This is a genomic window from Pseudomonas sp. 910_23 (assembly GCF_052850795.1).
In genome coordinates, this window is the sequence record NZ_VXCZ01000003.1 from 279,573 (window position 1) to 292,759 (window position 13,187).

Consider the following 13,187-nt stretch of genomic DNA (forward strand, 5'->3'; position numbering starts at 1 on the left):
AAGGCCGCAAGATCACCACGGAGCTCTGTACTCAATTGCAGATCGTGAATGCCTTTGAAGATCTTCGAGAAGGTCTCACTCTTTTTTAAAGTTGAGCCGGCCGTCATCGTTTCAGGACATCGAAACGCAAACGGACAGGCTGCCAACCAAGCGCAAACTCTGGCGAAGTTTCTGGGAGTGAGGTACAACCGTCCAATGCAAATATGAAGAGTGATTGATGCATTGAGCGACTTAATTGACTTGAAGCGAATTCGTCACCTGGTCTTGCTTGGAGAGGAACTACACTTCTCCCGGGCCGCAGAGCGAGCCCATCTTTCGCAGACGGCGTTCAGCCGTAGCATCCAATCGCTGGAAAAAGACCTGAGGGTACGCCTGTTTGATCGGGACACCCGTTCAGTGACGCTGACATTCGCCGGTCACCAGCTCATTGCTCGGGCACGCGAGATGCTGGCGTGCGCCGACAAACTGGTCGCGGAGGCCAGCGACATCGCCGGGGGGCAGGGAGGTGAACTCAACTTCGGCGTCGGCATGATGACCGCCAACACCACCCTTCCCAACGTGCTGCTGGCCTTGCGCAAGAGTTCGCCCAAGCTGGTGGTGACCCCTGAGGTCAATTACTGGCATCACCTGGCCAACCAACTGGCCCGGGAAGACATCGAGTTTGTCGTAGCGAGCGTGCGGGTCGAACAGGGGGTGGACCCACGCTTTGACGTTCGGAGTTTGCCGCCACAACCGGCCTCTATCTTCTGTCGCCACGAGCACCCACTGGCTCGACAGGTCGAGCCAGTGACGTATCAGCAGCTACTCGCCTACCCGTGGGCTGCCGTGACCACGGACGACGTGCACGCCCGGGCGCTATTCGGAATGCCCTCGACGACACTGCTGCCGTGGACATTGGTGTGCAATGAGCTGAACTGCCTGCGTCAGGCCACGCTGACTAGCGACGCCCTACTGCTCACTTGGCAATCTTGGCTAGCGCCTGATCTGGAGAGTGGGGTGCTGATTGATCTAATCCAAAAAATCCAGCCCGCGATCCCCATACATCTGCGCTATATCCCGGAAACCATCGTGTTTCATGCCGGCCGCACGTTGTCACCCATCGCCAGAAAAACCATCGCACTGATCGTCGACGAGGCAGAAAGACGCCTGCCTGTCGTAACTCAGCCAGCGGTCATCTCAAACTAACTTCAGACTACGGTCGAGTTCCATCTGAGCAAAAGACGCGCTGGCCCGCATGAGAACCGAACTTTCTCTCTTTCCCCTCCGTTGTATGCAGGGCTGGGGGGAGTTGGAGGCTGCTTTCGACATGGATCAATCTGCTGGAGCAAAAGGCCAACCACACCCTCCCCTGGCATTGTTCTGCCCCCTCATTGCGATCAACAATGAGTAGGGTTGCGGAACACTTCTCAAATCACAGGCAATAAAAAACCCCGTAGACGTTAATCTACGGGGTTTCTAAGAGTGGAGGCCGAGGTCGGAATCGAACCGGCGTAGGCGGATTTGCAATCCGCTGCATAACCATTTTGCTACTCGGCCTCAAACGATCAATGCCCTTGTCGCTGACATTCACCGCATACAAACTGGAGTGGGCTATGTGAAGCCTGCCTCTACTCTAACTCATTGAATACATTGAAGTTTTTAATGCTTCATTGCGTTCGATGGGCGCCATTATGTACTCATTTGCCTATGCCTGCAACCCCTTGATTTCAAAAAATATTCTGCTCTGGCATCAAGGGCTTGCGGGTCTGCCCTACTCCTTGACGGTGTGGAGCTGGTACTGCGGATCGGCCTTGATCTGAGCGTCGGTGAACGGCAACGGGCGCAGTTTTTTCTCGGAGAAGGCCTGGGTCTGGTCCTTTGAGTAAGGGGACGCCGGGTTGCTGGATTCGGAGAACGCCAGCACGCCGACTGCGTTGGGGCCGTTGTTATCGAAGGTGACGATTTGCAGGTAACTGGTGCCGCTGATGACTTCGCGCTTACCATCTTCGCGGGGCACGGTTTGCATGGCGTTGTAGACACCCAGTTCTTGCGGGCCGCCGTGGATGGGGGTTTGGCCGCTGACCTGGATCTCACCCCAACGGCTCAGGCCGAGTTGGTTGACGTCTGCGCTGGAGGCCAGCATGGCTTCACGCAGGGCGGCGGCCACCGGCGCGCGATCAATGGCGAGGCCGCGGGGCGTGGTCAGGGGGTGGGCCGGGTCGAAGGCGACACGCCAGGCATCGGGAGTTTGCTGCAGGTGCTGCATCAGGTTGATGAAGTGCAGCAGGCCGATGCCGCTGTCGAGGTTGGCGCGCCGATCCCAGGTTTTCAAGCTGGTGCACAGTGGCTGGAGCGCGGCGGCGTCGGTGCCGAGTTGCTTGGCGCAAAAATCGAGCAGGTCCGGCATGACTTGGCCCGCCAGGTACACCTCGTTGTCCATGACCATGTTTTGCAGGTCGCTGACGCTGATCGGCTGTTTGTCCAGGGATTGCAGGCGTTGCAGGGCGAAACGTGCGCGTGGACTCAGGCCGATATTGTCCTGGCTGATCACCGGCGAGAACCCGCTCAGCGGCGCCTCGGGGTTAGCCATCCAGGCAGAGTCGTTGGAGTGCTGTACATAGTCGGTGCGTTGCAGCTGCGGCAACTGCGCCGCCGGGAAGATCCCTGCTTGCGCAGCCTTGGGGTCGATGTCCCAGGCGCACGCACTGCGGCTGCCATCGAGCATGATCATTTGCAGGCCGGCCCGTGGGTCGCTGCATTGCGCCAGTTTGGCGGCGCTGACGTTGGGTACGACCGACAGGTTCATGTACAGGCTCTGCCCCTGATCATCGGCAGCCAGGGTGTTGACCCATGGGATGCCCTGAAGGGAGTGCACCGCAGTTTGCAGCTCAGTGATGCTGCCCGCACGGTTCATGGCATGCCACTGTTGCAGTACGCGGTCGTTGCCCAGGTTCGCGTCGCGCAGGCTGAAGGCGTATTTGTTGTCCCAGTCCAGCTTGCCGGGCCATTGCACCACGGGGCCGAACTGCGAACTGTAGACGGTGTGGGCAACGTCCTTGAGGCTGCCATCGGCCTGTTTGACCTGCACGGTCAGCATGGTTTTATCCAGGGCAACGGACTTGCCGTCAAGCATATAGCGCGTGGAATCCTTGGGGTCCAGGGTCAGTCGGTACAGGGTGAAATGCTTGGAGGTGTCTACGGTATGCGTCCACGCCACGTGCTGGTTGAAGCCGATATTCACCACGGGTAAACCTGGCAGTGCGGCACCCATTACATCCAGTTGGCCAGGGATGGTCAGGTGCATTTCGTAGAAACGCATGCCACCCACCCATGGGAAATGCGGGTTGGCCAGCAACATCCCACGGCCATTGAAAGAACGATCACGCCCCACCGCGACGGCATTACTGCCCCGGTCGAGGCTGAAGCGTTGCTGATGCGCGGCGGCCTGTGCAAATGCCTGCGCGCCGGGTTGCACACCGGCGATGGCTTGGGGCGGCGTGGCGCCCACCAAGGCTTCGGTGAACTGGCCAACGCCACCTTCTACCAGCAACCGGCGCGTCAGTTTGACCAGATCCTCTTTAACCAGCGGTCGTACCCACGCCGCCTGGCATTGTGCGGGCGCGCCCTGCTCCTTCAAATAGCGGTTATAGCCGGCCACGTAGCCTTCGATACGCTGGCGGATCTGCGGGGTCTGCGCACGCCAGAATGCCTGCACCGCGCCGGGTGTATTGAGCCAGGTAAAGAACACATCGCTGGCAAGGTTGTTGCGTTCCTCCAGGGTTGCCTGCTCGGGGCCGAAATAGCGCGCGCGCTCGCCGTTCACCGTGACCACTTCATTGGCCAGCAGGCACAGGTTGTCCTGGGCATACGCGTAACCGATGCCAAAGCCCAGGCCGCGCTCGTCATTGGCGCGGATATGTGGCACGCCGTAAGTGGTACGGCGAATATCGGCCGACGCCTGAGCCACATGCTCGCGCGCCGACGCCGCAAAGCTCAGCCCCAGCAACACCCCTGCCACGCAGCCCCTGAACAACCCGTTGGAAATAATCACGCAGACCCCGCAGTCAAATTGAATACCCTCGGTAGATACAACTACCCCACCGTAAGGACGCAATTAACCGGGAAGAATTTAGCCACGAACGGGGCTTATCCAGGCCGGCGACAGTGTGACAAACCTGATACCGACAAATTTTCTACATTCGGCACTTCATGATTTTGCTCTCTCGTTCGTCTTATTGAATAAGAGCACCATCATTTTCCTGATCAGGCTCTGATAAGGAGTTTTTGCATGTACAACCCGCAAGTGCCCACGGATGGACATTCACCGACAGCCGAGGCCAACTATGGCAACGGTTCACAAGGCTTTGGCAAGGCGCCCGAACAGCAGGGCAACCAGCGCATTCGCCATTTGCTCAAGTGTTTCGGTCTGCGCACCAGCCTGATTCGGCTGAAGGTCATCGACGCCCTCCTCAACGCCGCCGACAATCAGCGCACCCTGGGGGTGCGGGGCGTGCACAGCCACTTGCTGGAGCTGGGCATCCCGTTGTCGTTTCTCAGTGTGCGTGAGGTGCTCAAGCGTCTGTGCAGCGAGGGCGTGATCACCCTCAATGCCGATAAAAGCTACAGCCTCCATGAAGAGGCTGCCAAAGTGCTCGAAGGTCGCGCCTGAGTCACGCCGCGCTGATCAGAAGTGCGGCTTGACCTTGCGACGCATGATGCCGTTGATCACCACTACCACCACGGCAATCGCAATGGCCAGGTACTGGAAGGTCTTTTCGCTGATCACGCCAATGTTCTGCAGGTAGGACAGGCCGAACATCGAGGCCAGCACGGCCAGGGCGATCAGAATCGAGTATTTCAAGCGTTGCTTTTGGGTCATGACGAAGTTCCTGAACCTTAAAGAATGTATCCGCTGTGTTTCGCCGCACATACCCGAAAATCGGGACGAACCGGGTCGGCTGCGTCTCATGTTACAGGCGATCAAAAATTTTGGCTTGTTCGGCGCTCACACGGGCCGTCGGTTTTAATCGTTGAGAGGGCAATCTTCTCGCGTCTTGCTGACTTGATTTCTCACACACCACAGGTAGCCATGCGGGAACCGTAATGCCCAGAGCGCACACGAATCAGTGCGCTCAGGCTACAGGTATGTAGCCTTTTGGAGCGTTGACGTTTCCATGCCTGAAAGGTGAGTGACTGTGAACATTCAACATGCTGCCCCACTTCGTAATTTGCGACTTTCGCCGCTATCTACCGACCTTCCTCAAACACCGCCAGATGTTGACGCTCAGGTGGGCGATACCACCGCCACCGCTGAGCCAGCGCTGCCGGATGGACGCCAGACACTGAGAAAAAAATTAAGCGACCGCCAGGAGCTGCATAACCTTGCCAAGGCCCTCGATACGGCGCTGGAGAAACTGCCCGAAGACGCAACACCAGAGGCCCTGGCCGCGTATTTTCTGTCCACCCATCTCACGCTTGCGTCCGCCGATGCGTCCCCACGCACCGCCAGCCTCGAATCGCTCATCAAAGCAGCAAGCCCTTACTATCCCAAGACCCGAGTAGAGCTGCAGGAGCTTGCCCAGAACCTCTGCGAGCACGTCCAGAAGCACCCATTGGGCAACTTGAGTGGTGCTCTGGCCTGGACGCTGCCATTAAGCATTGAACATCAGCGCACGGCCTACAATGTCATCGCGTCGAATAGCGCGAATCTGCCAGGCTTGCCACTGCCCAAGCCTGGCGTCGGCGCCCTGGACTACCTTGCCAACGCCGTCACCCTGTCTCCACAACTGATGCAAGACCCTGCTGCCGCGCTGGAGAAACTGCTCGACTCACCGCAAGCCGCAGCGCTAGGCGCCGCGGTTCAAGCCAGTGTGGGCGGGATTGCCACAAGCAGCAGCGCCAATGACTATGTGCTGGCGACCATCCATTTGAGCCTCGACCCTGAAGCGCTGGATCAAAAATCCAATCGAAACATAGTGGCCGGCTTTGATTTGGGCGTCGAAATCCACAGGGACTCATCGCCCGCCTCCGTGGTTGAGGCCCTTGCCAATCACCTGAGCAGCACTGGCCGTACCTCCCCTGCTACTGCCGCGCTGGCAGCCCGGTTGCTGCTGATGCGGGTCGCCCCCCAGTTTTTGATCAAAGACATTCCAGCGTCAGTACGTTGCCACAGCCAGGCGTGGGCAAACTTATGTATCGCGGTGGCCGGTATCGAAGCCCACACGCCCGGCAGGACGATGAACATGAGCTTCGCCGAAGTGATGTGCGCAGACCCGTCGCAATACCCAGCCAGTGAAGCGGCAAAGAAAAATGCACTGATTGACTGGTGTGTGGCCAACGACGTGATTTACCGCCTCGACGACGCACACTACACCGCGGAGGATTTCGAGTACGCCCGCAAAGCTTTCAATGCTCAACATGAAGCGTTGAAAGAGGCGTCCGCTTTGCTCGACAAGCCCTTGCCGAATCGAGAAAGAATGGCACAAGAACGAATCAAGCAGCACTTGGGTGATGACTTTCCTCTGGATGACAAACTCTTTTGTCTGAATTATCACAAGATGGGGCTCAAGGGCCAACGCTTCGGCCCTCTCTACTCGCTGCGCGAGCTCACCATGCAAGGGCTGAAAATCAACACCAACGACTGGGTGATCCGCAATAACACCAAGGGCGTCAACCTGGGTGCCGTCGCTCTTTTCACGCGCAGCCCACACTTCAACGTCCCAGGGGAATTTGATAAGCAGTTCGCTGAAGTGACGACCCAGTGTAAAAAAATCCACCATTACGCGTGGATGAATGCCATTACCCAGTTGCCCGTCGCAGATCGACACATTTTAAACAACGCAAAGTTGAGTTTTTATCAAGAGAACTCCTACCGCAGCTCCCCTATTCCGTTTTGGCCAAACAAACTGTTCCACACCAGCCCAAAAGTATTGATGCAAGCAGAGCTCAAGGGCGAGAAACACGTTTACGAGTTCGACCCGATCACCGCGACTATCAAAAAAGCTTCTTCGGGACGCATCGCAGCGGATGAATACATAGCCAATGAAGTCACCAAGATCGAAGCGCTCCCACTCAGCAAGAACCTGAATAATCTGGGTATCGAAAAGACCCGAGAAGCCCCCCCTGTCAATACATTCAAAAACCCACGCATCCACGACATCGCCCAGATGATAGTCAACGCGCAGGGCATCGACAGTGACGCCGTCAGGCGGCAAGCAGAAGGTAGGACGTCTACGGAAAGGAACCGTGACACCCTCAATACCATCGGCGAATTTATCCTCGACCTGATTCCGCTGAGAACGGCCATCGTCAATTGGCGTAACGGCAACTATAAAGATGCGGCTGTCGATCTGGCATTTGACGTCTTCGGTTTTCTCACTGCCGGCGTGGGCACCGCGTCAAAACTGCTGAAGGGCGCGCATAAAACCAGCAACGCCATCAGCAAACTGGCGCGCGCCACTCGAATAATCGGCGCCGACGTCTTGAGCGCTTTCAATCCGCTGGGTGGTTTAGGCGATGCGGCGGTGGGCGCCGGCAAACTGGCTCTGGCAGGTGCCGGCGCCGCCGGTGACGGCATACAGCGCCTGCGAGGCATGGCCAGGGGCAGCGATCTGGTCGAGGCAGGCGCGGCCTTCGATGATGTCGCTATCGGCCTGTTCAAGCGTGGTGACAAAAACCTGGAAGCCTCTGCCGTTCTACATGAGGGCAAATGGTACGCCGTGGATGCGAGCACCCGGGAGCCTTACGGCCCGCCTCTCGAGGGGTTCGTTCCGACGCATACTTACATGCCTGTGGCATACGCCCCGAGTCATCCGCAAGCGCATCGATTCGACCCGATAGGTCGACCTACACGTCCCAGGATCAGCAGCAAAGTCACAAGAAAGGAGCTGCCCAAAGGCAGCTATGTAGAAAGCATGAAAGGGAAACTGGAGCCAGGGCACTTCCTGCGCGGTGACGGCAAAGATGAAACCCTGAAAAAATTCATCGAGGAAATGTACGAGACCTACGACGCCATCAAAGAGGGCGCCCTGCCACCACGCATAGTGGCGCCGCAAATCTCCAAGACCGCGCCCGCAGCCGAAGTGATCACAGAGGCACTGAAAGTTTCCAATGGCATCGTGTTCGGAGAGTCCCATAAAGAGATGGCCAGCTTTAAGTTGCTCTTCGACAACGTTGAGAAATTCAAACAGGAGGGGGTGAAGAAGATCTATTTCGAAGGCGTCATCGACTTACCTCCCAAGGGCATTGTCGATGATGGCATCGGCAACCTTGCCAATCCCGCCCTCCCTCGCACCCAACCGACATTTGACGAGCTCAAAGCCAAATTCGAGTTGCATGGCATCGAAGTGTTGCCGCTTGATCACTATTATTTAACCCGGCATAAAGACGCAAAACTAGGCCGCACCGCGACAGGGTTCGGCTCCAGGCAACGCCTCGAAGAGTTCAATTACTATGCGTCAGAAGTGATCCAGGCCAACTCTGGAACGGAAAAGTGGCTTGCCTTGGTCGGTCAATCACACATGAATACCACTGAGGGTGTTCCGGGCTTGGCCGAGATGACAGGCAGCATCAGTATCGGGGTGTTCGACAAACCTTCGCCCAACGTACGAAGCCCTCTCTCCCCCACAGACTTGCCAGGTGACCTGGTTATTCAGGTTTAACCCTGCCCTGCGCTTCGAGCGACAGTGTGTCGCTCGAATGTGCGGTTTATCCCCGCTGCACCCAGCGCTGGTGCAGTCCACGTGCCAGCGCATCCAGCGCGAACCCCAACAGCCCGATCACCACCACCATCGCCATCAACTCCGAATACGCCAGGCGATCACGGGTATCGAGGATGTAATAGCCCAGGCCTGCACTGACCCCGAGCATCTCGCACGGCACCAGCACGATCCATAGGATACCGATGGCCAGGCGTACGCCGGTCAGCACATGCCCGACCACACCAGGAATGATGACTCGACGCAACGTCTCCCAGCGCGTGGCACTCAGGCTCTTGCTCAACTGCAACCACCGCGGGTCGAGTTGACGCACGCCGGCTGCGGTGTTGAGCACGATCGGCCATACCGCGGCAAACGCCAGCAGGAAATAGATCGGCTGGTCGCCTACCCCCATGAGCATCACCACGATCGGCATCCAGGACAACGGCGAAATCATCCGCAGAAACTGGAAGGCCGGCGTGGTCGCCGCTTCCAGTCTGCGCGAACTGCCCACCAGCAGCCCCAGTGGCACCCCCACTAACAGTGCGAGAAACAGCCCGACAAAAATGCGCTTGAGGCTCACGGCAATGTGCAGGTACAGCTCGCTGCGCCCAAGCAGCTCCCACAGGCTGCTTGCGGTGGCCGCCAGCGAAAAACGCGCCGACAGGCCATCGGCCTCGCCGAACACTTTCACACCCAGCCACCACAGCAACATCAAACCTGCCAAGCCGCTCAACCCCAGCGACCAGCCCAGGATTCTACCGTTGTTCAAACGCCAATCTCCTCATGCCGCTCATAGCCGTCCGGCAAGCCGAAGGTTTTCATGCCGCCCACCGCTTCGATCGCCTGACGCACAAAGCGATCATCCACCAGGTCCTTGGCGACAAGCGCCGGATCGAGGTCAGCGAGGAATTTCTTGTCGCCTTCGATCAGAGTGTCCTTCAAGCGCCGCACCAGTTCCTCGGTATAGCTCGGAAATGGATAAGGCTGGAAATCGATGCGGTGCTCGTCCCAATTGGCATGCTGGATCGCCCCGTCCGCCAAATAGGCGGCGCGGTCGCTGGCAGCCGGGGCCAGGACTTTGCTCAACACCGGCTCGGCGTGTGGCGTGTAACGGTTCGGGCCATCCTTGGACAAGAGTTTCACCGCCTCTTCGCGGTTGTCGCGGGTCCACACCTGGGCCTTGACGATGGCGTTCACCACCTTCTGCGACCACTCCGGGCGGTTGGTCAGGTCGTGCTCGTGCATGAACACCACGCAGCACGCGTGGTTGCGCCACACATCACCGGTAAAGCGCTGCACGCGGCCGACCTTGAGGTTCTCGGCCAGCGCGTTGAACGGCTCGGCGACGATATAGCCGTCGATGCGCTTGCTGGCCAGTGCGGGCGGCATGTCCGACGGCGGTAATACGATCAGGTTGACTTCATTGGCGGCAATCGAACTGCCGGTCGCACGCGTCACCGGCGTGAGGCCGTTGTCGCGGAACAGTTGCTGCACCACCACGTTATGGATCGAGTACCAGAACGGAATCGCCACCGACTTGCCGCCCAGTTGCTTCACATCGGTTATGCCTGGCGATACGGTCAGGCCCGAGCCACCCACATGGTTCCAGGCCACGACTTTGGCCGGCACCTTGCTGCCGTAGCGCGCCCACACGGTCATCGGTGACAGCAGATGAATCACGTTGACCTGCCCTGAGATGAACGCTTCGATCACCTGAGCCCAACTGCGCAACAGTACCGGACGTTCGGCCTTGATGCCTTCGGCTTCGAACAGGCCGTTGTTGTGGGCAACCAGCAACGGCGTGGCGTCGGTGATCGGCAGATAACCGATACGCACCGGCGCGTCGGGCTCATTGGCGGCGCGCGCCTGAAGGCTGCTCAACAGCGGCAAGGCGCCGGCGGCACTGAGCACCGCCGAGAGTTTGAGAAAGTCACGGCGCGAGTGGGTCAGGTCATCCAGACACATGGCTAAGCTCCTGTTGTTCAAGGGGGTTGGGTTGAGGGCGGCTCGCCTGCCGTAAGGTTTTCAGAATATCGATACGCAGCGCGCCGATGGCCTCGACCTGTTCGTCCCGAGGTTGCGGCAAGTCGATATGCCATTCACCCAACGTCCGCGCCGGGCGGTTACCCAGTAGCAGGATGCGGTCGGACAGCAGTAGCGCTTCGTCAATGTCATGGGTGATCAATACCGCCGCCGAACCTTGCTCACGGTTGACCTTGAGCAGCAGGTGCTGCATGTCGGCGCGGGTCACTTCGTCCAGCGCGCCGAAGGGCTCATCCAGCAGCAGCACTTGAGGCTGGCGGGCCAGGCAGCGGGCCAGCGCGGTGCGCTGGGCCATGCCGCCGGACAGTTGCGCCGGGAACTGCTGGCGCGCATGTTCCAGGCCTACCGCCGCGATGGCGTGGTCGACACGACGGCGGCGCTCTTCAACACTCAGGTGCGGCTGGCGGGCGAAGTCCAGGCCGAAGGCGACGTTTTTTTCCAGGTTCAACCAGGGCAACAGGCTGGGGTCTTGAAAGGCCACCGCCACCCGTGGGTGCGGACCGCTCAAGGGTTCGCCCAGCACGTGCACACGACCGGCCTGGGGTAGCTGCAAGCCGGCAAGCACACGCAGCAGGCTGGATTTGCCCACGCCGCTGGGCCCCAGGATCGACACCACTTCGCCCGCCTGCAACTGCAAGTCAAACCCTTGCAGTACCGGGCCGCTGGCATACCCCAGGCAAATCCCCTGGGCCGTCATGACCGCCTGGCTCATAGGTTGGCCTGGCGCTGCAACTCAGTGCGCAGTTGCACCAGGCTGGGCGTCACAATCGGCACAAATGCCGACTCGCGCCAGCGCCGCGCAAAGCCACTACCGTGGGCGGTGAGGTAGGCTTTGCCGCCACTGGCCTGCAGTTCAAGCTGCACGGCGCTGGCGGCGGTTTCTGCCAGGGCAATGCGCAGCTTGAACAAGGGGATCGGCTCGGCAGCAAAACGCCCAGCCAGCAACCCGCTCTTGAGCTCGCTGACCAGATGGTCAAGCGTCGCCCGCAAGGCTTCCAGCTCTTCGCGCAACACCGTGCGGCTGGCCCCCAGATGATTGGCCACCTCGGCCAGGGAGCGGCGGGCCAGGCCAATCGACATGCCGCACTGCAAACCAAGGAACGCGGGGCGCACTGCCGGCAGGAACTTGCGCGCGTCCTCGTGCAGCAACCAGTCACGGCTCAGCTCCACGCCTTCCAGGCCAAGGGCAGCGGTGTTGCTCGATTGCAACCCAAGCAGCTCCAGATCGCGGGAGCGCTGCAAGCCCGCCACTGAATCCGGGATCGCCAGGATAAACGGCGTACCACCGCCCGCATGTTCGATAGCAGCTGCGGCGACAAAACCATTCTTGCGCAGGTTGGTCACCCAATGCAGACGACCGTTGAGCGTCCAGCCATGCTCGTTGGGCTCGGCGCTGATCTGCAACGACTCGATACCCGATATGAACTTCATCGCATTCGACAGCCCGGTGGCTCCGGCCAACTTGCCGCTGAGCAGGTCCGGCATCAGGTGTTCGCGCAGGCGCTGATTGGGGCTCTGCAACAAGTACTCGATAAACGAGCGCTGGCCCCAGCACACAAATGCCGCCGCCAGGGAATGGCTGGCCACATTGGCGATGGCCTCGACCGCACCCGCCACATCACCGCCCAGCCCGCCCAGTTGGGTGGGCACACCGATTTTCAGAATATTGACTTCTGCCAGGCGTGGCAGCACTTCCTGTGGATCGCAACTGCCCACGTCCAGGGCCTGCGCTTGAACATCGAGCCAACGGCTCAAGATTGGGTCAAGCATTCATGTCTCTCCTTTTACAGCAGGTGGACCAACGCCGATTCAGCTTGCCGGTTTTTCCCAGCGGTACTGCGCCAGCTCCGGGTTCAGCGGGGTACGGGCAAACACGTTAGCGAAGTTGCACAGGGTTGCCAGGCTTACGCCCAGGATGACCTCCAGCGCGTGGCCCTTGGTATAGCCGGCCGCGAGAAACGCCTCAAAGCCGGCATCGCTGACATCACCCCGAGTGGCGATCACTTCACGGGTAAAGGCGGCGAGTGTCTCATAGCGAGTGTCAGGCAGCTCACCCAGCCGGCGCAGGGCCTCGATCACGTTCTCGGGCAGCTTGGCCTTGTTGCGCGCAACGGCGGTGTGGCCGGCGACACAGAAATCGCACCCGTGGGTGGTAGCAGCAATCAACTGCACCACTTCGCGGTCGGCCAGGCTCAGTTCGGCCTTGGCATTCAAGCCAGAGACAGTGATATAGGTTTCCAGCGCCGCCGGTGCATTGGCCAACACCGCCAGCAGATTAGGAATGAAACCCGAGGCCTTCTGCGCATTTTCCAGGAAAGGTTTCGCCGCTTCCGGGGCGGTGTCAGGGGTGAGCAACGGTACACGGGACATGGAGTGGTCTCCTGTTGGGTTCGAGTGCGCCAGTCTGTTGGTTCTAAAAAAATCGCTCAATAGGCTAAAGTAGCGATTACTTGCTCTTGAGTCTTT

General features: G+C 59.3%; 10 protein-coding genes, 1 tRNA gene and 1 pseudogene. 3 read left to right on the forward strand and 9 right to left on the reverse strand.

The features are described 5' to 3' along the window. Positions 1–32: 32 nt before the first annotated feature. Positions 33–111 (reverse strand): annotated as a pseudogene (locus FW800_RS05375) (hypothetical protein); the annotation flags it as partial. A 111-nt stretch (positions 112–222) separates the two neighbouring features. Here FW800_RS05375 and FW800_RS05380 point away from each other — a divergent pair. Beyond that, on the forward strand, positions 223–1,185 hold the full coding sequence (locus tag FW800_RS05380) for a LysR family transcriptional regulator (protein WP_122732911.1): 963 nt from the start codon (positions 223–225) through the stop codon (positions 1,183–1,185). Between the two features lie 277 nt (positions 1,186–1,462). On the opposite strand, the gene FW800_RS05385 is transcribed toward FW800_RS05380, so the two are convergent. Both FW800_RS05385 and pvdQ read right to left on the reverse strand, forming a co-directional pair. Continuing rightward, positions 1,463–1,536, reverse strand: a tRNA-Cys gene (locus FW800_RS05385). A 214-nt stretch (positions 1,537–1,750) separates the two neighbouring features. Then, the gene (gene pvdQ / locus FW800_RS05390) at positions 1,751–4,030 is read right to left on the reverse strand and encodes a bifunctional acylase PvdQ (protein ID WP_446437157.1); all 2,280 of its coding nucleotides are present in this window, start codon (positions 4,028–4,030) and stop codon (positions 1,751–1,753) included. Positions 4,031–4,267: 237 nt separating this feature from the next. Between pvdQ and FW800_RS05395 the strand changes: the two genes are divergently transcribed. Then, on the forward strand, positions 4,268–4,648 hold the full coding sequence (locus tag FW800_RS05395) for a fe2+ zn2+ uptake regulation protein (RefSeq protein ID WP_032875618.1): 381 nt from the start codon (positions 4,268–4,270) through the stop codon (positions 4,646–4,648). A 15-nt stretch (positions 4,649–4,663) separates the two neighbouring features. Here FW800_RS05395 and FW800_RS05400 read toward each other — a convergent pair whose 3' ends face one another. After that, complete coding sequence (locus FW800_RS05400) at positions 4,664–4,858, reverse strand: hypothetical protein (protein ID WP_005788056.1); 195 nt, start codon at positions 4,856–4,858, stop codon at positions 4,664–4,666. 316 nt (positions 4,859–5,174) lie between these two features. Here FW800_RS05400 and FW800_RS05405 point away from each other — a divergent pair, with 316 nt between their 5' ends. Next, complete coding sequence (locus tag FW800_RS05405) at positions 5,175–8,639, forward strand: membrane-targeted effector domain-containing toxin (protein WP_446437158.1); 3,465 nt, start codon at positions 5,175–5,177, stop codon at positions 8,637–8,639. A gap of 46 nt (positions 8,640–8,685) precedes the next feature. On the opposite strand, the gene FW800_RS05410 is transcribed toward FW800_RS05405, so the two are convergent. The 5 genes from FW800_RS05410 to FW800_RS05430 are packed head-to-tail and all read right to left on the reverse strand — an operon-like array spanning position 8,686 to position 13,091. After that, positions 8,686–9,390: an ABC transporter permease gene (locus FW800_RS05410; RefSeq protein WP_164699546.1), complete on the reverse strand. Its 705-nt coding sequence runs from the start codon at positions 9,388–9,390 to the stop codon at positions 8,686–8,688. Positions 9,391–9,443: 53 nt separating this feature from the next. Then, complete coding sequence (locus FW800_RS05415; RefSeq protein WP_446437159.1) at positions 9,444–10,643, reverse strand: ABC transporter substrate-binding protein; 1,200 nt, start codon at positions 10,641–10,643, stop codon at positions 9,444–9,446. Then, entirely contained in the window at positions 10,630–11,433 is an 804-nt protein-coding gene (locus FW800_RS05420; RefSeq protein WP_005788050.1) for an ABC transporter ATP-binding protein, read from the reverse strand. The genes FW800_RS05415 and FW800_RS05420 overlap by 14 nt, the downstream gene beginning before the upstream one ends. Beyond that, positions 11,430–12,491 (reverse strand): acyl-CoA dehydrogenase family protein, encoded by a 1,062-nt coding sequence (locus tag FW800_RS05425; protein ID WP_446437160.1) that lies wholly within the window; start codon positions 12,489–12,491, stop codon positions 11,430–11,432. Before FW800_RS05425 ends, FW800_RS05420 begins: the two co-directional genes overlap by 4 nt. 39 nt (positions 12,492–12,530) lie before the next feature. Then, complete coding sequence (locus FW800_RS05430; protein WP_032875627.1) at positions 12,531–13,091, reverse strand: carboxymuconolactone decarboxylase family protein; 561 nt, start codon at positions 13,089–13,091, stop codon at positions 12,531–12,533. Positions 13,092–13,187 lie beyond the last annotated feature (96 nt).